The organism is Microcystis sp. LE19-131.1A, assembly GCF_027532015.1.
GTDB lineage: Bacteria > Cyanobacteriota > Cyanobacteriia > Cyanobacteriales > Microcystaceae > Microcystis > Microcystis ichthyoblabe_A.
The window spans coordinates 1-19,007 of sequence record NZ_JAPZSS010000085.1 but is presented as its reverse complement, the minus strand read 5'-3'; the positions used below and the strand labels follow the sequence as shown (position 1 = coordinate 19,007).

General features: G+C 42.3%; 16 protein-coding genes and 1 pseudogene. 6 read left to right on the top strand and 11 right to left on the bottom strand.

The features are described 5' to 3' along the window. From O9323_RS07780 to purD, 4 genes and pseudogenes are all read right to left on the bottom strand, one after another. Window positions 1-204: pseudogene (locus O9323_RS07780) on the bottom strand (Uma2 family endonuclease); the annotation flags it as partial. A gap of 92 nt (window positions 205-296) precedes the next feature. Further along, window positions 297-1,853 carry a CPBP family intramembrane glutamic endopeptidase gene (locus O9323_RS07775; RefSeq protein WP_288124913.1) on the bottom strand — a complete coding sequence of 519 codons (1,557 nt, stop codon included), beginning with the start codon at window positions 1,851-1,853 and terminating at the stop codon, window positions 297-299. A gap of 178 nt (window positions 1,854-2,031) precedes the next feature. Beyond that, window positions 2,032-3,258: a glycosyltransferase family 4 protein gene (locus O9323_RS07770; protein WP_288124912.1), complete on the bottom strand. Its 1,227-nt coding sequence runs from the start codon at window positions 3,256-3,258 to the stop codon at window positions 2,032-2,034. A 196-nt stretch (window positions 3,259-3,454) separates the two neighbouring features. After that, a complete protein-coding gene (gene purD, locus O9323_RS07765; RefSeq protein ID WP_002738651.1) occupies window positions 3,455-4,720 on the bottom strand; it encodes a phosphoribosylamine--glycine ligase in 1,266 nt (421 codons plus the stop codon). Between the two features lie 421 nt (window positions 4,721-5,141). On the opposite strand from purD, the gene O9323_RS07760 reads away from it, so the two are divergent. The 5 genes from O9323_RS07760 (at window position 5,142) to nusB (ending at window position 11,320) form a co-directional block, all read left to right on the top strand. Further along, on the top strand, window positions 5,142-6,506 hold the full coding sequence (locus O9323_RS07760) for a UDP-N-acetylmuramoyl-tripeptide--D-alanyl-D-alanine ligase (protein ID WP_288124911.1): 1,365 nt from the start codon (window positions 5,142-5,144) through the stop codon (window positions 6,504-6,506). A 7-nt stretch (window positions 6,507-6,513) separates the two neighbouring features. Continuing rightward, the gene (locus O9323_RS07755) at window positions 6,514-7,464 is read left to right on the top strand and encodes an SdiA-regulated/phytase-like domain-containing protein (RefSeq protein WP_043998717.1); all 951 of its coding nucleotides are present in this window, start codon (window positions 6,514-6,516) and stop codon (window positions 7,462-7,464) included. 670 nt (window positions 7,465-8,134) lie between these two features. Beyond that, window positions 8,135-8,722 (top strand): protoporphyrinogen oxidase HemJ, encoded by a 588-nt coding sequence (hemJ, locus tag O9323_RS07750; RefSeq protein ID WP_149107731.1) that lies wholly within the window; start codon window positions 8,135-8,137, stop codon window positions 8,720-8,722. Between the two features lie 342 nt (window positions 8,723-9,064). Further along, complete coding sequence (locus O9323_RS07745) at window positions 9,065-10,528, top strand: DNA phosphorothioation system restriction enzyme (RefSeq protein WP_002756139.1); 1,464 nt, start codon at window positions 9,065-9,067, stop codon at window positions 10,526-10,528. A gap of 138 nt (window positions 10,529-10,666) precedes the next feature. Continuing rightward, a complete protein-coding gene (nusB, locus tag O9323_RS07740) occupies window positions 10,667-11,320 on the top strand; it encodes a transcription antitermination factor NusB (protein ID WP_002756142.1) in 654 nt (217 codons plus the stop codon). Window positions 11,321-11,344: 24 nt separating this feature from the next. Here the strand turns inward: nusB and O9323_RS07735 are convergent, their stop codons facing one another. Together O9323_RS07735 and gloA are read right to left on the bottom strand one after the other, a co-directional pair. Further along, complete coding sequence (locus tag O9323_RS07735) at window positions 11,345-11,812, bottom strand: CYTH domain-containing protein (RefSeq protein WP_002756145.1); 468 nt, start codon at window positions 11,810-11,812, stop codon at window positions 11,345-11,347. A 10-nt stretch (window positions 11,813-11,822) separates the two neighbouring features. Continuing rightward, window positions 11,823-12,233, bottom strand: coding sequence for a lactoylglutathione lyase (gene gloA, locus O9323_RS07730; protein ID WP_016516529.1), 411 nt, complete (start codon window positions 12,231-12,233; stop codon window positions 11,823-11,825). A 421-nt stretch (window positions 12,234-12,654) separates the two neighbouring features. Between gloA and O9323_RS07725 the strand changes: the two genes are divergently transcribed. Then, on the top strand, window positions 12,655-13,401 hold the full coding sequence (locus O9323_RS07725) for a PulJ/GspJ family protein (protein WP_288124910.1): 747 nt from the start codon (window positions 12,655-12,657) through the stop codon (window positions 13,399-13,401). Between the two features lie 55 nt (window positions 13,402-13,456). Here O9323_RS07725 and trpE read toward each other — a convergent pair whose 3' ends face one another. The 5 genes from trpE to O9323_RS07700 form a co-directional block, all read right to left on the bottom strand. Next, window positions 13,457-14,977 carry an anthranilate synthase component I gene (gene trpE, locus O9323_RS07720; RefSeq protein ID WP_149107727.1) on the bottom strand — a complete coding sequence of 507 codons (1,521 nt, stop codon included), beginning with the start codon at window positions 14,975-14,977 and terminating at the stop codon, window positions 13,457-13,459. A 134-nt stretch (window positions 14,978-15,111) separates the two neighbouring features. Then, window positions 15,112-15,537: a photosystem I reaction center subunit II PsaD gene (locus tag O9323_RS07715; protein ID WP_002738785.1), complete on the bottom strand. Its 426-nt coding sequence runs from the start codon at window positions 15,535-15,537 to the stop codon at window positions 15,112-15,114. 168 nt (window positions 15,538-15,705) lie between these two features. Further along, window positions 15,706-17,343: an ABC transporter permease gene (locus tag O9323_RS07710; RefSeq protein WP_002756150.1), complete on the bottom strand. Its 1,638-nt coding sequence runs from the start codon at window positions 17,341-17,343 to the stop codon at window positions 15,706-15,708. 79 nt (window positions 17,344-17,422) lie between these two features. Continuing rightward, window positions 17,423-18,232: an MBL fold metallo-hydrolase gene (locus tag O9323_RS07705; protein ID WP_002756152.1), complete on the bottom strand. Its 810-nt coding sequence runs from the start codon at window positions 18,230-18,232 to the stop codon at window positions 17,423-17,425. Between the two features lie 211 nt (window positions 18,233-18,443). Beyond that, on the bottom strand, window positions 18,444-19,007 hold a 564-nt coding region (locus O9323_RS07700), incomplete at its 5' end, for an RNA-guided endonuclease InsQ/TnpB family protein (protein WP_288124909.1).

Sequence of the window (19,007 nt, the reverse complement as noted above, 5' to 3'; positions counted from 1 at the left end):
GTAATAAATGGTTAAATTGCCGGCGGCAAAATAATCTTCTCGCTCGCGCCACCACCATTCTAAACACTGAATTAATAAAATAATTTGTTGTAGATGTAGGTTACTTTCCAAGGGTGGTTCATCACTCCAAAATTCGCCTTCTGGGAAGATTATCTCGGGGTTTACATGAGACTCCACTAGGGGTAAGCTTTGAGCGATAGTCATGGTTTGTCCAACAGAGATAGGTTGATAATTAATTAGACGGTATTTGTCATCATCCCTAGACTACCCCGAAAACCAGAGACTTTTGACCTCACTTAACCCGCACCGCTGCCCAATAAAAATAAACTTAACAGGGTGCCACCATTCCAGAGACTATGAACCAACATCGAGGATAATAAATTTTTCGAGCGGGTGTAAACAAAGCCAAGAACACAACCTAGGACGGTTAAAGGCAGCACTTCTGACAAATTTTGGTGAGCAAGGGCGAAAATCAAACTACTAAGCGCAATTGCACCCCAAACAGGCAGATAACGAGTCAAAGAAGCTAGTAAAAAGCCGCGAAAGACAATTTCCTCGAAAAAAGGAGCGGCAAGGGAAGCAGTAAAGCCAAAACAGATTAAAGCGAAGGTATTCTGGGATTCTAGGGCTAAAGTCAGCAGCGGGTTACTGCCTCCTTGTCCTTGCCAAATTAGTTGATTGAGCAAAGAAACGATAATAACCAGGGGTAAAGCGACAAAATAGCCGGCTAATCCCCAGAGAAGCCAAGGACTAAAGAGTTTAAAACGAAACCAATCGGGAGGTAAAGGGCGAAAAGGCTTGATTGCTAGGTATAAAACCGATAAACTGCTCACTGTTAAGGCTAAATAACTAACTACAACGTATATTGCTTTAGCTTCTAGGTTAAATTGTTCGGGATTGAGACTCAAGAAACTCGATAAAATCCCGAAAATTACCGGTAAAACAATTTGTCCGACGAAAAAGAAACCGATAATTATTCCCCACCAGAGGGTTTCTCCTCCCCACTTAGTTTGCCAAGCGAGACTATCATCTAGAAAGAGCAGCGATCGCTGTTTACGGAGCAGCCACTGCACTAATAAAAATATCAACAGCACAAAACCGATTAAACCGCCGATAAGAGGCAACAAAGCCACTAAAATTAGTTTAATTAAGGCATTAGCCGCCACTTCACTCTGTTCTTCCTCTAAAGCGAGTAAATCCTCTTGACGATTTTCGAGACTATATAATTTTTCCAGAATGATATAACGAAACCATCCTTGAAAATTGCGCTCGATTCTCGCTTCAGCATCGGCAGCAATTTGGGGGGGTTCACTGTACAATCCCTCTAACAGCAGCGCATTTTTTAAAACAGCAGGCTTATAGTTCTTAAATGCTGATTTTTCCTTGATGTCTTGCCAGATTTGCCGTGCTGAATCCAAGTCACCTTGACTAGCTTGAATGAGACTTAATTTTAGCTCTAAATCTTTTAAGGAATTGATTTCGCGCTCAAGAGATTTTTTTTGTTCGGGATTAACTGCTGATTTTTCTAGTTCGGTGATTGTTTTTTTGGCACTTTTCTGGGCTGATAAATACTGTTCCTCGGCAGTGCTGTAGGGATCTTCACCGATCAGGGAAGTTTGCATTAATTTAAGATTAGCAAATTCCTCGCTATTAGGGTCAGCATCGCTGCTGAGAGTCGTGACTTGTAGGTTGAGATTGGTTTGATATAGTTGAATATTCGATTGGATTTGGGGCTGATTAACACTAGAAATTAAAGCTGTAACCACTGGAGTTAAAGCAATAATTGTTAAGACAAAAGCGATCGCTTGTTTGAGACTTTGCCAGGGGAGTTTTTTTGAGAAATTATCAAACATGAAAATAGTTAAGTGGGAGTTAGAGGTTAGCTGATGGGGTTTTAGGGTTTTAGGGTTTTAGTTGAAATTCCCCTATTCCCTATAGGTAGGTATTAAAAATTGTCAGATACCCCCCTTATCAAGGGGGGATTAAGGGGGGATCTATCTTCAATTTAATTATAACTACTTACCCTAATTATTAACTAATTACTTGAGAAAAAAGATTTTCGTATTGATCCAAAGTCTTTTCAAAGGCATAATTTTCCTCCGCGTATTGTCGTCCTTTTTCTCCTAGTATAGTTGCTAAATCTGGGTTTTTGTATAGCTTTAAAATAGCCGTAGCTAATGCCTCCGGATCTTCAGGATTAACCACCAAACCACCACCACTACGCTCGATCGCCCTAGCAGCAGTTCCAGCGGCGGGAACAGAAGCAATAATAGCACGGCCACTAGCTAATAATACCTGAATTTTGGACGGCATATTAAAGGAAATCACGTTATGTTTTTGCATCACCATACCCACATCAGCGGCGGCTAACATTTCTGGTAATTTTTCCCGGGGTTGAAAGGGTAATAAAAGCACATTACTGGCCCCCTGTTGTTGGCGATACTTTTCTAGGCGATCAAGTGCCTCTTTTTTACCAACAATTACCACTTGAATCTCAGGAATATTAACTAAGTGAACTGCGGCATCGATTAAAGTTTCCAAGGGTTGAGTTAGGGCAATATTGCCAGAATATAAAACAATAAACTTGCCCTCAAGATGATTTTCTTGGCGGAAATAATTATTGTTTTTCGGCAGAGGTTTAATAAAGCTCACATCCACCCAATTAGGAATTTCAATAATTTTCTGACTCGGCACATTTTTAGTTAGAAGGTTTTTGGTAAAACCATCGGCAATAACCGAGATTTTGCTGGCATTTTTGTAGGCAAATTTTTCGAGACCACTAAAAACCTTAATCATTTTCTGATTAGTTAATAATCCCACATGAACTGCCGCATCGGGCAGAATATCCTGTAAGTTTAGAATAATCGGTACCCCATATAATTTACTCAATAAAGCTGCGGGAACGCAAACGGGTAATCCGGGGACAGTTAAGAAAATTAGATCGGGTTTTTCACCTTTGAGAGCCTGAAAGAAACTCAAAAAAACAAAGCTCAATTCAAAGAAAATTCGATTTTTTAAACTTCTTTCGGGGCGCGCCCAAACGTAGGAACGTTGAATTTTAACACCATTTCGTTCTTCTTCCAGATAGATTTTTCCTCGGTATTCGGGATCGATTTCACTATTAGGATACCAAGGAAAGGCGGTTAAAACCCTAACTTGATGACCTCTTTTAACCAATCCCTCCGCCAATTCTGTCATTAGGGGAGCAATGCCGATCGGTTCAGGATAATAGTTATAAGAATAGAGCAAAATTCGCATAGGGATGGCAATTTGGTTAGGCGATTCAGTTTCATGATTTTATCAATAGTTACTGGTTTTTTGACAAATCAGATGCGCCTTTGTTAGGGATTACCCTAGAAAGAGGTGAGCATTCGGTCAGAGAGGCGGAAAAAAGGGGCAATTGGCTAATAAATTAATCCTCAAAACCCCCTTACCCCTGCCTCAATACTGACCCTTATTTTTCCCTTACCCGGTGGCCGATATCGCGACGATAATAGATGCCCTGAAAGTGTATCCTGTTCACCGATTGATAGGCAAGTTCGATCGCCTGATTAAAATTAGCTCCCATAGCAGTGACACCCAAAACCCGGCCGCCATCGGTAAAGATATCGCCGTGTTTTAAAACCGTGCCGGCGTGGAAAACGATCGCCCCTGCGGTTTCAGCTGCCTTAATTCCCGTGATTAACTGGCCTTTTTCGTAGTGGTCGGGATAACCAGCAGAGGCAGCCACCACACAAACGGCACTACCAGATCGCCATTGTAAAGAGGGGAAATCAGTTAATTTTTGTTGAGCGCAAGCCAGCAGCAGCGGTGCCAGGGCAGTTTCCAGTAGGGGTAAAACCGCTTGAGTTTCGGGATCGCCAAAACGACAGTTAAATTCGAGAACTTTTGGCTCTCCGGCGGGGGAAATCATTAAACCCGCGTAGAGGACTCCCCGATAGTCAATGCCGCGTTTTTGCAGGGTGGCGACGATGGGGGCGAGGATGTCTCGGTCCACCGCTTCGATAATGGCGGCGGTGGCTATGGGTGCGGGGGCATAAACTCCCATACCGCCGGTATTTTTGCCGGTATCGCCTTCACCGATCCGCTTGTGATCTTGGGCGGGTAGCAGGGAACGAAAACTGATCCCATCGGTGAGGGTGAGGATAGACACTTCTTCTCCCTCTAGGAATTCTTCCACCACGACTTTAGTAAAGCCACTGGTAAAAAGATCATCGATCGCTTCTAGGGCCATATCTACGGTTTCGGCGACAATTACCCCTTTTCCTGCGGCTAATCCGTCGGCTTTCACCACAATTGGCGCTCCTTGCTCTCGGATATAAGTTTTTGCTAATTCTGCATCGGTAAAGGTTTCGGAAGTGGCGGTGATAACTCCGGCTTCGCTCATTAATTCTTTTGCCCAGGATTTGCTCGATTCAATTAAGGCCCCGGTTTGTGTGGGGCCAAAAACGGCAATTTCTTGGGCGAGAAGATAATCGGTAATGCCGAGGGAGAGGGGATATTCTGGACCGACAACCACCAAATCGACGCTATTTTCCTGGGCAAAACGGCTAATTTCAGCAAAATCCTCCATTGCTAGGGGGATATTTTCACATTGAGGTAAAATTGCCGTTCCCCCATTACCTGGAATACAGAACACTTGTTCTACTTGAGGCGATTGTAGGAGTTTCCAAGCTAGAGCGTGTTCTCGACCACCACTGCCGATAACGATAATTTTCACGGATAGACGCAGCCTAAATGACGATGGTTTAATTATCCCCTAGCTCCGGGGTGTCATTGCCTAGAAGTTGAGATTACTTAACTTTTTAATCCTCGCTCCCCACCTGTTGAGCAATAACCCTAGTCCTACGGAGGTGATCAGATAACTGCTGTAAAGGAGTCAATTGTGATTAGATAGTAGATGCTCCCTTCTTAGGCTGTCCCTATTTTGGGTCATTCTACGCCATCGAGTTGGCTCTCTCGGACATGGGGTCAAAAATATTCACAATATTAGATTATGGGCGCAAGCGTTGCGTCCCTACATTGCACACGGTGCGATTGAGAGAGCCAAGAAGAATCGATTTTATCTGATCTAAGTCCCCGTTAAACCTCAATCTATCTTTCAGATTATTCGGAATTTACTCTAATTATTTTTACTGTCTATGCCCTGTCATTTATCCCTGAATCAACTAGCTCAATTATTGTCCTTACAAGATAAAGCTGACATAAGTTTTAGTCCCGATAGTTTAGTATCTGGCATTAATACCGATAGCCGCAGTATTGAGTCAGGACAAGCATTTTTAGCCTTAAAAGGTGATAATTTTAATGGTCATGATTTTATCGATATGGCTATCGAAAGAGGAGCAGCGGCCTTGATTGTTGATCAGCCAGTTTCGGTAAATTCTTCTAAAAATATTCCTGTATTCCTAGTCCAGAACACCCTAGAAACCTATCAGCAATTAGGCCACTGGTGGCGGAATCAATTTACTATACCCGTGATTGCTATTACGGGATCGGTGGGAAAAACCACCACTAAAGAATTAATCGCCTCCCTATTAGCAACCCGGGGAAAGGTACACAAAACCCTGGCTAATTATAACAATGAGATCGGAGTGCCGAAAACTCTCCTCGAACTGGATGAAACTCACGATAGTGCCGTAATCGAGATGGGAATGCGGGGACGAGGAGAAATTGCCCTGCTCGCTCAAATCGCCCAACCGACCATCGCAGTGATTACTAATGTGGGAACCGCTCACATCGGTCGTTTAGGGTCGGAATCGGCGATCGCAGAGGCTAAATGCGAGTTATTGTCCGAGTCTCCTTCTGGTAGTATAGCTGTTCTTAACTACGATCACCCTTTACTTACGGAAACAGCTAAACGGGTATGGCAGGGGGAAACAATTACCTATGGCTTCTCTGGCGGCGATATAGTCGGGGAATTACTGGATTTAACTACTTTACGAGTCAATGGACTAGATTTTAACTTACCTTTATCTGGTCGTCATCACGCTTTAAATTTTATGGCAGCCTTGGCTGTAGCGAAAATTTTAGGCATCGATTGGACTTCTTTGCAACAGGGAATTAAAGTTAATTTACCCAGTGGTCGGGCCAAACGTTACCAATTAGAGCCAGATATCCTACTCCTCGATGAAACCTATAACGCCGGTCTAGAATCAATGTTAGCGGCCTTGGATTTACTGAAAGCTACCCCCGGTCAGCGTCATCTTGCTGTTTTAGGCACGATGAAGGAGTTAGGGTCTTTTTCGGAGCAATTACATCGCCAAGTCGGTGAGAGGGTGCAAAAACTAGGCATAGATCGCTTGTTTGTCTTGGTGGATGACCCAGAAGCTAAGTTTATTGCTGAGGCCGCTACTGGGGTCGCTTGCGAATGTTTTCAAACTCACGCAGATTTAATTAATCGTTTAAAGGAAGTGATTGATTCAGGCGATCGCATTTTATGCAAGGCTTCCCATTCCGTCGGTTTAAATCGGGTGGTGGAGGAGTTAATCAGTGATATTGGGAGTTAGGGAAGAGATGTTAGAGAATAGAGCATTTTTTAGCAAGAATAGCCGATTAAAAACAGTTTTTTCGGGTATTTTAACGCTAATTTTCTTTTTTTCGGCCGCGCAAGTCTCTTTTGCTCAAGAATCGAGACGACTGGAGACTTATCTTCCAGATCTCAGTGGTTTAGCTTGGGTGGAAGCAGATATTTTTCTAGGGGTTCACGATGCCAAAAATAAGGGCAAAAAAAGTGATCCATCTCAAGCAAGACTCAGTCTTTTACAGCTACCTACGCAGGAAAAACCGCTATTATGGCAGGTTTTAAGGGTAGATTGGCCAAATCCAGAGGGATTGAGTAACGATCTCGAAAGTATTACTCATATTCCTCAAACTAACTTATTTTTGTTGGCTGAAAGTGGCGAGAAAAAACCTTTTCAAAGACTGTTTTTAGCAGCATACAGCCAGCAAAAAGTCAAGATAGTTGAGCAAATAAATTGGCCGATCGCGGTGGACAATGTAGAGGCGATCGCTGTTAGTCGGCAAGGCGATCGTTATCTATTTATCTACGCAGAACGGGCCGATAGTCAAGAGAGTACAAAGATTCGCTGGACGGATATCTCGTTCAATCCCTTAAAATTCGGGGAATTTCAGTCGGTAACTTTTCGGAGTCCTTTTGGTAGCGGTAAAAATATTCGCCCCATCTCCGATTTAGCCGTAGATAAGCAAGGTAATATCTACATAGCTTCTGCTTACGATCCAGATAGTGCGGGGGTGTTTAGAAGTGCTGTTTACCGTATCGGTCAAGTTACAGCCGATAATAGCCTAATTCTTGCCCCTAATCCCCAAAAAATTGCAGAAATCGATGGCTCGAAAGTGGAAGCGGTGACTACCAGAGAATCTCCTAGAGGTGAAGTAGAAGTCTTTATCGGTACGGATGACGAGAATTATGGCGGTTTTCTGCGACCTTTGCTCTTAGATAATTAGGGTTTGTTGTACTGAATTTAAACTGCCTATGAGAATTTTTAGTACAAATGCTCGAACTTTCTCTCCTTGCTCCCTTCTCTCCCATAATTACTCGCAGCTAGAAATCCGCTAGACCGCAGCATAATTTGTGCTTTTTGTCAAAAAAACTTTTTTTTTGCAATAAAACTACACAAAAAAAAGATCATCGTTATGGGTGAAATTGACTCATTTACCTGTCTTAATTAGGATCACCTTCTAGGTGTGGCAAGGGTTTCAACCGTTGCTGCCCAAAAAAGCACAGAAAAACCCATTATGAAATTCAGTAAAATCGCTGTAACCAGCATAACATCGTTGTTAAATAAAAATCTTTCTCAATTAATTTTTAAGAATTTGTAAATATTGCGGAATGTTAATTTAAATATTCTCAAGTTTGTGGAGTTAATCAATAATTTTTGCTTATCTTTGTCCAACATTGGGTTAGGAGACAGTTATCAGTTATCAGTTATCAGATGTGAGTTTTTAGTTTATTGTTTACTGAAAAAGCTCCCCACACCCCACACCCTACACCCCTCTCCCTTCCCCCTGCTCCCCAATCCCCATTTTCCGTCTAAACTTTTGTATAGGGATGGTCTGGGAAAGCATGGATAACTCTTAGACTAATTAATTCGGGACTCACATCACAATATAGACTATGGCTTACTATTGGTTTAAAGCATTTCACCTGATTGGGGTAGTTGTTTGGTTTGCGGGACTATTTTATTTAGTACGTTTGTTTGTCTATCATGCGGAGGCAGCAACAGAAACGGAACCCGCACAAGCTATTCTGAAAGCACAATACGAGATCATGGAGAAGCGACTCTACAATATCATTACCACACCGGGGATGATTGTCACCGTGGCCATGGCGATCGGTTTAATCTCCACAGAACCAGAAATTTTAAAATCGGGATGGTTACATATTAAATTATCCTTTGTGGCTCTTTTACTGCTCTATCATTTCTACTGTGGTCGCATCATGAAGAAGCTAGAAAAAGGGGAATGTAATTGGACGGGACAGCAATTTCGGGCCTTAAATGAAGCACCAACCCTGTTATTGGTAGTTATTGTCCTTTTGGCAGTATTTAAAAACCAATTACCCCTCGATTTGACCACTTGGTTAATTGTAGCTTTAGTGGTATTAATGGCAGTGACAATCCAACTTTATGCTAAAAAACGTCGCCAAGATCAAGAAAAACTTCGGCAAAATACTCCCCAAAAAGAAGAAGTAGCGACCATGTAAATTATCCTCTAATCATTGTCTAGGTTTCTACGATAACAGTTAAGAGTGGTTTGATAGCTGTGGGATGGTCTTTTTAGTCCATCCCAATTGTATAAAGAGCAACCTTTAGTTTTTAGGTTTTTGACTTTTTGCTATTTTTAAACTTATACCAAAACTATTTATAATACTGTGATAAACTGCCAAGCTATGGATTGTTTCTCCCACTTCCCACCATCCTATACCTTTTAAACAGGATTTAGTATTATAAACCTCTTGCGAACAGGAAACGCTATAAATAAAAACAATCTCCTGACGACCGACTACTAACCCTAACAACAATTTTTGATTTTTACAAGAGGTCCTATGAATAGTTGCTGGATAGATTGGGAAAAAATAACTAGGGATTTTCTCAGTTCCCACAAAATCAAGCAAGTTGCTGAATTGCGAGGATTCTATCGAGTTAATCCCTCTGGTATTCCTAGGATTCCCCCCGATTTAGAGTTGAGAGACTACCAAAATACAGCGATTATCAGTTGGTTTCGTAATCGGGGACGAGGAACTTTAAAAATGGCCACCGGCAGCGGTAAAACCATTACTGCTTTAGCTATTGCCATGGAACTTTATGAAGCGATAGAACTGCAGGTATTATTAGTAATTTGTCCCTATCGTCACCTAGTCAATCAATGGCAACGAGAAGCGGAAAAATTTAATCTTAAACCGATTTTAGCCTACGAAAGTGTCCACACATGGCAAAGTCAACTATCCACAGAATTATATAATGTGCAAGCGGGTAATCAAAAATTTGTCACTATTTTAACTACTAACTCAACTTTTATTAGCGAGGGGTTTCAATCACAAATCAAATTTTTTCCCGATAAAACTTTAATCGTTGGTGATGAAGCCCATAATTTAGGTTCCCCCCGATTAGAAGAATTATTACCCCGTTCTTTAGGTCTAAGATTGGCTTTATCTGCCACTCCTGAAAGATATTTTGATGAGGAAGGAACCGACGCTATTCTTGATTATTTTGGACAAATTCTACAACCAGAATTTACCCTAGCTGATGCTATTAGCAAAGGTGCTTTAGTTAATTATTTTTATCATCCAGTCTTGGTTGAATTAACCGATAATGAGGCTTTATTATACGCAAAATTGACCCAGAAAATCGGCTGGACTTTGCAGAAAAATAGTAATTTAAATGGCAATGAAAATTTAACAGCATTGCTAATGCAAAGATCGCGATTAATTGGTTCAGCGAGTAATAAATTACAGGCTTTACAACAATTGATGCAAGAGCGTTTAGATACGGATCATACTTTATTTTATTGTGGGGATGGTTATGTAGAAAATTATACGGCTAATTATCGTCGTCAGGTAGAGGCAGTTACTCATTTATTAGGCAATCAATTAGGTTATCGAGTTGCTACCTACACCGCAGAAACTTCCCTAGAAGAACGAGAAAAAATTCGCCAACAATTTGAGGAGGGTTATCTGCAAGGATTAGTGGCAATTAGATGTTTAGATGAGGGAGTAGATCTGCCATCAATTCAAAACGCAGTCATTCTGGCTAGTAGTGGTAATCCTCGCCAATTTATTCAGCGTCGCGGGCGAATATTGCGCCCCCATCCCGATAAAAAACAGGCCACTTTATTTGATATGATCGTTATGCCACCCACCTTAGATCGAGAAACCTGGGAAGTAGAAAGGAATTTATTACGCAAGGAATTAAAACGCTTTCTAGAGTTTGCTCAATTAGCTATTAATGCTCAAGAAGCTGAGACTAAATTAGGGGAGATTCAAGATAGATATTGTCTTTTGTCTCATTAAAACTTGAAAAGTTAAATCTTTGGCGGCTTTTATGCTAAAGTAGAAGTTAGTCAAAAATTGATCGCCGAGAAAAATTAACCCAACCGAATAGCGATCAATAAAGTTGTATAATTTTCTTTCCTCTCCTTCTAAACTTCTATGCCTCCCCGTCAACAACCCCGTCGCATTGCTCGAGAACTTGCCCTTTTGAGTTTAAGTCAGATTAAAGGCAATCCTGAAAACCTGGAACAGCAAACTTTAAACGATTTAATTTTAGTCGCAGTTAGAACCTTAACCCTAGAAATTCAAGAAACCTTAGAAACCGCCGCTGCTGAAATTAGTCGTGGTAATGAACGGATTCTCGCTAGTGATACTAAGGCAACAAATCTAAAAAGCGCCCAAACTATGGTAAAAGAGGCAATTTCTCTTACCCACAATGCCATTAATCGTTTAGGAACCGTGATAGATTTTCCAGAAATTGTCCAGTTATCTAGTCAGTACGAAGTGCGGGAATATGCCCTAGAATTAATCGGTACAGTCTATCGTCGTCGTGCGGAAATTGAACAGGAATTAACCAGCGCTTTAGTGGATTGGCAACTGCATCGTTTACCGAGAATCGATCGGGATATCCTGCAAATTGCCGTGGCAGAAATGCTCTATCTCGATATACCTCAAAAAGTAGCAATTAATGAGGCGATCGAATTAGCCAAACGTTATTCTGATGATGAAGGTTATCGTTTTATTAATGGCGTTCTCCGACGGGTAACGAATAAGCTAAACGAAGCAGAAAAAGCCCTATCTACCCAGAGTTAAACTGGGAGTAAATTAATACTACAATCACCACATTTTATAGGGAAATTTCTGTAAATTGATATTGTAGTATCGCTCATCTCCCGTGACTTCTTCCCCGATCCAATCGGGAATAGTAATGACTTGATCCTCTTGTTCTAACTCAATTTCAGCCATAATCAAACCTTGATTATCTCCCAAAAATTCATCAACTTCCCAAGTTAAATTATCCAGACAAATGCGATGACGAATCTTTTCAATTAAAGGTTTTTTACAGAGGTTTTCTAACATAAGCACCGCATCTTCTAGGGGAATTACATACTCGAATTCTTGGCGACTAATGCCCTCAGTCTTGCCTTTAATGGTTAAATAACCCCGCTCTCCAACCACACGAACCCGCACGGTTGTCAATCCATCTTGGGTAGGAATATATCCCTGACGATACAACTTCCCAGTCGCAAGCAATCGCCAGTCATCCCCTTTAACCAGAAATTTCCGTTCAATTTCAACAGACATAAGTTTTTGATTAAGCCGTAGTCACGGCAGCACCCTGGGTTCCTAGTTGAATTAACTCGATCTTGTAGCCATTAGGATCTTCCACGAAAGCAATCACCGTAGAACCGTGTTTCATCGGGCCTGGTTCCCGGGTGACATTGCCACCAAGAGATTGAATTTTCTCACAGGTGCTATAGATATCATCCACGCCTAGGGCAATATGACCGTAAGCATTGCCGACTTCGTAGCGATCAACTCCCCAATTATAGGTCAGTTCGATGACAGCATGATTAGCCTCATCGCCATAACCGACGAAAGCGAGGGTAAATTGACCATTGGGATAGTCTTTCCGGCGCAATAACTTCATTCCTAGCACATCGCAGTAAAATTGTAGAGATTCCTGCAAGTTATTGACCCGGAGCATGGTGTGTAAGAGACGCATGATTATTTAGATGACATCGATCGAAAAATTACTCATCCTTGATTGTAACCAGTCCTTGGGCCCTCTTATCTCCTTGAGGGTCAACAATTATACTAATACAAATGTACGGAATTAGCTGTAAAACCACTTACTCCCATAATAGCTGTGAACAAAATCAGCTCTCTGGCCACACTTCAATTACTATCTATGGGATTTTTTAGGCTATGATGTGGTTAGTGGTGAAGTTAGTTAGGTCAAGAAATTTTTGATCGGGAGTTTTCTAGGGAAATTTTGAAGGCAGTAGGTGGTAGTAAGTTTTCAGTGGTTTCCGAAAACACCTTTTGAGTTGATTGACCGATAGTTGAATAAAACCTCTGTGACTGCAATAAATACCAAATATTTAGGGGGGTACAGAACAGAGAAATTGGCACGGGTTAAAGCTATGCGTTTTTATTTAGGGTACATCAATCACCTAGGCCGTTTACAAAAAAAATCCGCTCGGTTGGTTCGACAAGCTCATCAACCAGTTCGACAAGCTGGTTTTTCGGTTACAGAAGTTTTACTGGCAAGTTTGATGATGCTGATTGCCATCTCGGTGTCGGGAATTGGCGTAACTAACCTGCTCAGAAGTAACTATCGAGCTAATGCCGGTACTGAAATCCAAAATAATCTTAATCGGACTCTAGAGTTTGTTTCAGATGAAGTGAGACGGGCAAAAATTATCGCTGATTCTGAAGCTGCGATCACGAGTACTCAAGTACCCACAGGAGCGCGAGCAGTTCTAGCTTTCCAAATTTCCGACCCCAACAATCCCGGTCAGGCTCCGCTCAATGAACAGATCGTTTACTATACCCAAAACAGTCAGACTGGAGATAGCTTGACCGGTCTAGTCTTGTGGCGCTATGGTCCAAACTTGGACGAAGATGGCAACTATGATATTAATTCTTGGATACCTTCCCCCGTCACCGATAGGTTAGCAGCGGCTGCTAATAACCCCAATTGTCCTACGGGTTTTACCCGAATCCCCGCAGATACTGTGGACGGTTTTTTTGCCTGTATTCGCGCGGGTGGTGGTCAAGTGATTTTGAATGCCAACGCTGAGGTAGAGATGACTACTGTGACTAATGGAAATAGGGATAAAGTTGACTACTCTGTCAGCACCAGAGTTTCCCCCAGCGCTACCGATTAAATATTTTTCCTCCTCATGAGGTTAAATAAAGGAGGAGGATCCTGGGCTAAAAAATCTAACTTAAACAGCGAATTGCCTCCAATAAACCCCTGGCTTTGTTGAGGGTTTCTTCATACTCTTTCTCCGGCTCAGAATCGGCTACTAACCCCGCTCCCGCTTGCACAGAAACCAGATAATTTTGATTACCCTGGGGACGAACAATCATAGTGCGAATTGTGATGGCACTATTTAACTGTCCCTCGAAATCGTAGTAACCATAAACCCCTGAATAGGGACCACGACGACAGGGTTCCAATTCATGAATAATTTCCATAGCGCGAATTTTCGGGGCCCCACTGACAGTTCCCGCCGGAAAACAAGCTTTTAATAAATCCCAAGCACTTTTATTGGTTGCTAAATCCCCCACCACATTACTAACAATGTGCATAACGTGGGAATAACGTTCAATTATCATTAATTCGTCCACTTTGACCGTACCTCGATCGCACACCCGGCCTAGATCATTTCTACCCAAATCCACTAACATAATATGCTCGGCAATTTCTTTGGGATCTTGCAGTAAATCCATTGCTAAAGCTTGATCTTCACCGAAGTTTTGTCCCCGGCGACGGGTTCCAGCAATTGGTCTGACCGTAGCTCTTATTTTACCTAATTCGTCCCGTTCTGCCTTAACCATCACTTCAGGACTAGAGCCAATAATTTGCCAATCCTTAAAGTTATAAAAAGCCATGTAGGGAGAAGGATTAATCAGACGCAAGGAACGATATAAATCGAAGGGATGACCATGATAATTGGCATTTAAACGCTGGGAAATAACCACCTGAAAAATATCCCCCGCTTTGATATAATCCTTGGCTTTTAGGACATTTTGACAGAATTTTTCCTGAGTTGTATTGCTTTCATAGACTAATTCTTTTCCCTGACCAACTGGTAATAATTCCAGGGGTTTGGCATTAGTTGGTAGGGGGAATCGTAACTTGAGAACTAATTGTGTCACTCGATCGCAGGCCGCTTGATAAGCGGCCTCTAAATCGGGATTATTACCCCGGATATCGGCATAAGCTATCGCCCAGATTTTCCGTTTAACTTGATCGAAAATAATCAGATTATCCACCTGCATCCAAATACCATCCGGTAGATCCGCATCCGTAGCGGGATAAATAGGCACTCGCGGTTCAATCCAATTAATTAATTCATAACCCCAAAAACCAAATAACCCCCCTATTCCGGCGGGTAATTGCGGCAATTTAACCGGCACAATCGGGTCTAAACATTGGGTTAAAATCTCGAAAGGATCCCCCGAAAAAATCTCTTGAGAACCATTGCGAAAAGTTTGGGTGGTGGTGTTTCCCCGCGCTTCCAATACCCAGACGGGATCGCCGCCTAAAAAGCTGTAGCGTCCCAAGGTTTCGCCCCCTTCCACCGACTCTAATAAAAAATTGTAGGCTTGATCGGCACAAACTTTATACCAGGCCGAAACGGGTGTTTCTAGGTCAGCGACCCATTCTTGATAGACAGGAATAAAGTTACCTTGGCCGGCGAGTTCACGAAAGCGATCGAAGTCGGGGAAGATCATATTTTGATGGTTCAGGAAACGGACAGCACAACACTTGTAGCCGATTGCGATCAGAGAAATCGAGAGTCGGAAGTCAAATCTTGGGGCTAAATAGCTTCTAAATCTAACTCCCCACTCTCGATTTTAGGGTTTATTTATGCTTCGTAGGGAGTGACACCAGAGAACTTAATTGTCGCTGGTTCGGGGTTTTTGCCGATATTGCGGTCTTTTTTGCCGAAAAATTCACGACCAGCGTTAACTTTTTCGGGGAAGACACCATCAGCAGGGTGGAGATACTGCACTTCACCACTGGGGTAAATCCGATAGATTTTGTAATCTTCGATTTTGGGCTTAAATTTCGTCCGGAATTGGGTACCAAGAGCGAGCGCCTGTTCTTTGCGGGCCAAATAGAGGAGATTTTCGCCTTCGTTCATGATAGCGGCACCACCGGTGGGCATTTCAAAGACTTGTTCTTTGCTGCTTGTCCAGGTGATGGCGTACTTTTCTTCCAGATCGGCTTTGGCGAGTAAACCGCCCGTGCTGCCACCGAACTTGGGAGCTTTTCCAGAAAGTTCTGTCATAGGATGTTGTTCTCTCTACACAAATAAAGAAAAGGGGTTTTAGGGAATCCTATCACTGACACCCCCCCTCTCTAGTAGTCTTGTCAAGAACTGTAACATTATTTTGTACTAGACTATAGAACTAAGCTGCTGGCCGATCGCCAACTGGTCTAGGAATCGACCACCACTTTAATCGATCGCCCGTCGGGAAATTTGCCAACTTAAAAAAATTACCGGAATTAATCCCACTAAGACAATGGCCAGGGCCGGGGCTGCTGCTTCCACCAAACGTTCATCACTGGCGTATTGATAAACGCGCACCGCTAGGGTATCAAAATTAAAAGGTCTTAGGACCAAAGTAGCGGGTAATTCCTTCATCACATCGACAAAAACTAACATAGCCGCCGTCAATAATCCCCCCGACAAAAGAGGAATATGCACTTTAATTAAAGTGGCACCAGTGCCATAGCCAAGGCTGCGGGAAGCATCATCTAAACTAGGTTTAATTTTACTTAAGCTCGATTCTAACGTGGAAAAAGCTACGGCTAAAAACCGGACAATATAGGCAAAAATCAGACAGAAAATCGTGCCGCTCAGAATTAAATTGATATTTAATACTTGATTGAAAAAGTTATCTAATTTGCCGATAGGAATTAAAACCCCCACCGCGATAACAATGCCGGGGATAGCATAACCAGCGGCCGCAATCCGCACAGAACCCTTAAGAGTTTTATTCGGATTAAGTCTTTCCCCGTAGGCGAGAATTAAAGCTAAAACTACCGCAATAATTGCGCTTAAACTAGCCAGAAAAAAACTGTTTAGTGACAAACTAAAAAAGTCATTATTAAAAGTTTCTTGGGCATGATTAAAGGCTAGATAAGCTAGATAAAAAGCAGGGGCAATAAACCCCAGAAATACCAGCACAAAACAGGAGATCATTGCCAAAAAACTGCGAACAAATCCTAGTTCGTACTTAGTCGGTGACTGGAAACGATTGGTCATTTCATAGTAACGAGCTTGACGACGGGAGGATTGTTCAAGGAAAACTAAAACGAGGATAAATACCATTAAAACTGTGGATAACTGTCCCGCTGCTATGCGATCGCCCATACCGAACCAAGTATTATAAATCCCCGTGGTAAAAGCATTAATACCGAAATACTGCACCGTACCAAAATCATTCAGAGTTTCCATTAAAGCTAGGGCTAATCCTGCCATAATTGCCGGTCTTGTTAGGGGTAAAGCGACGGTAAAAAAACTGCGCCAAGGGTTACATCCCAAGGAGCGACTTGCTTCCACTGTGCAGACAGATTGTTCTAAAAAACCGACCCTTGCTAACAGATAAACGTAGGGATAAAGCACCAGTATTAACATCAGAATCCCCCCCCAAAGAGAACGGATATTAGGAAACCAATAATCTTCGACACTATTCCAAGCGAAAAGAATTCTTAAGAACGTCTGCACCGGACCAAAATAGTCCATCATATTGGTATAAGTATAGGCCAAGAGATAGGCAGGAGCGGCAAGGGGTAGTAATAATAACCATTGAAATTGTTGACGACCGGGAAATTGACACATCGTTATTAACCAAGCAGTGCCAACACCGATGATTAAAACACCGCTACCCACCCCACCCATTAACCAAAAAGAATTAACTAGATAATCCCAGAGAACAGTTTCGATCAGATGTTGCCAGACTTGACTGGAATTAGTTAATAAACTACTGGCCACCGATAAAATTGGCAGGGAAACAAGCAGGGCAATTAGTAAAACTGCAATTGTCCATCCCTGTCTAAAAAAAGAGCGAGATTCTTTCAGCAAAAACATTTTTAATAAGATTGTTAAAGCAATTTTTAGAGAACTAGGAGATGCTCTAAAGCAGGCCTAGGTCAATGGCTCCTAAAAGTTAGGATTTCTCTAACAGATTGCGGTAGTCAAACACGCGAATGAGCGTCCCTTTTTTCGGTAAATCGGCGGCACGAATCCGTAATTTATTGTCCCCGATTAAACGGATATTTTTATCCTTGACTAACTTGAGAAACTCATCTACAGACACCAATTCACAGGCATTTTTATCGGCGGCACTGGTGAAGTATTGCGTCGGGACAGCTATTCGCGGTTGTAAAACTTCGATCGCCTGTTTTGCCTCTTGGGGATTATAATTTTTTGGACCACCTCCCACGGGAATAAAAGCTAAATCCGGCGAACCCAGCAGAATTCTTTGTTCTAATTCGAGCGGGGCTGCTGCCCCCCCTAAATGGACAATACTAATCCCCGCTTGGGTCCAACGCCAGGCCACATTCATGCCGAAACGTTGCCCTCCCATGCGATCATGGGCGATACTAATACCCTGGAATTTTAATTTACCCAGATCGTAGGCCCCCGGCTCAAACAAAATTTTCGGATTACCGGGTAAACCCTCGGCAGCCCCTTCATCCCACAGTTGACTACTAATTAAAACGATATCTGCTTCTACTTTTGGCAAAGGAAAACCCGCCGTACAACCAATGGCCCGGAAAGGATTAACTAGGACTCTTTGTCCTCCTCCGGTGAATAAAAAGCAACTATGACCCAACCATTGAACTAAGAGGGAATCATCGGGTTTTTGAGCGGGAGTGGGGTTAGTTGGTTTGGGTTTAGTTTCCGCTAAAACTGAGCCTACTGCCACGGTTAAGAAACTTGTCCCCGCCGATAAGATAAAATCTCGCCTTTTCATAGATATAGATGCAGAATTAATCAAGTTAAGTAGGGAGGCACAATTATTTGTCGGATGGGTTAGCGGTAGCGTAACATGAGCGGGTGTTGGGTTTCATGCTTCAACCCAACCTACGTTCATCTTCTATTTAATTCCACCCACCCACTTAAGGTTAATTTCAGGGGTTGGGGATTATTGACACTCCCATCGCTAAAAGCGAGGGATTCTTGGTTCACTGACTCAAGTTGTCTTGACAGGTATTGCTACCAACCAAGATAGAGCTTAAATCTCCCCAAGCGTTTAGGTCTGACGACCAGCTTCCGATATGCCCTATCGTAGCTTTTTTGAGTATATTCAAGGCCGCCATTTTGTCTCTATCTTCCACATATCCGCAGGAACAAACATGAGTTCTAACTGATAGAGACTTTTGGATTAACCGACCACAATTAAGGCATTCTTGACTGGTATAGGCGGGATTAACTGCAATAGTTAATCTGCCGTATTTAATGCCAAAATACTCAATCCATTTTCTCAATTGTGACCAACCAGCATCATTAATACTCTTAGCTAGTTTTCGATTACGCACAAGGTTCTTGACTTTTAAATCGACCTGGGCTATCAAGTCGTTTGACTGAATTAAACGGAGTGCCAATTTTTTAGCAAACTCTTCTCGTTGCCTACTTACTTTTAAATGTCCCTTGGCGTATTTTTGACTAGCTTTTTTGTAGTTATTAGACTGCTTTTGTCCTCTCTTAAACTTTTTCGACTTTCTTCTATTCAGTTTATTAAGACGCTT

Bases quoted from the DNA above. Each gene is read 5' to 3' on its own strand.
- O9323_RS07745 (WP_002756139.1), top strand. From the start codon at position 9,065: ATGAATAGTTGCTGGATAGATTGGGAAAAAATAACTAGGGATTTTCTC.
- gloA (WP_016516529.1), bottom strand. From the start codon at position 12,233: ATGCGTCTCTTACACACCATGCTCCGGGTCAATAACTTGCAGGAATCT.
- hemJ (WP_149107731.1), top strand. From the start codon at position 8,135: ATGGCTTACTATTGGTTTAAAGCATTTCACCTGATTGGGGTAGTTGTT.
- nusB (WP_002756142.1), top strand. From the start codon at position 10,667: ATGCCTCCCCGTCAACAACCCCGTCGCATTGCTCGAGAACTTGCCCTT.
- O9323_RS07705 (WP_002756152.1), bottom strand. From the start codon at position 18,232: ATGAAAAGGCGAGATTTTATCTTATCGGCGGGGACAAGTTTCTTAACC.
- trpE (WP_149107727.1), bottom strand. From the start codon at position 14,977: ATGATCTTCCCCGACTTCGATCGCTTTCGTGAACTCGCCGGCCAAGGT.
- O9323_RS07735 (WP_002756145.1), bottom strand. From the start codon at position 11,812: ATGTCTGTTGAAATTGAACGGAAATTTCTGGTTAAAGGGGATGACTGG.
- O9323_RS07775 (WP_288124913.1), bottom strand. From the start codon at position 1,853: ATGTTTGATAATTTCTCAAAAAAACTCCCCTGGCAAAGTCTCAAACAA.
- O9323_RS07715 (WP_002738785.1), bottom strand. From the start codon at position 15,537: ATGACAGAACTTTCTGGAAAAGCTCCCAAGTTCGGTGGCAGCACGGGC.
- O9323_RS07760 (WP_288124911.1), top strand. From the start codon at position 5,142: ATGCCCTGTCATTTATCCCTGAATCAACTAGCTCAATTATTGTCCTTA.
- O9323_RS07770 (WP_288124912.1), bottom strand. From the start codon at position 3,258: ATGCGAATTTTGCTCTATTCTTATAACTATTATCCTGAACCGATCGGC.
- O9323_RS07755 (WP_043998717.1), top strand. From the start codon at position 6,514: ATGTTAGAGAATAGAGCATTTTTTAGCAAGAATAGCCGATTAAAAACA.
- O9323_RS07710 (WP_002756150.1), bottom strand. From the start codon at position 17,343: ATGTTTTTGCTGAAAGAATCTCGCTCTTTTTTTAGACAGGGATGGACA.
- O9323_RS07725 (WP_288124910.1), top strand. From the start codon at position 12,655: ATGCGTTTTTATTTAGGGTACATCAATCACCTAGGCCGTTTACAAAAA.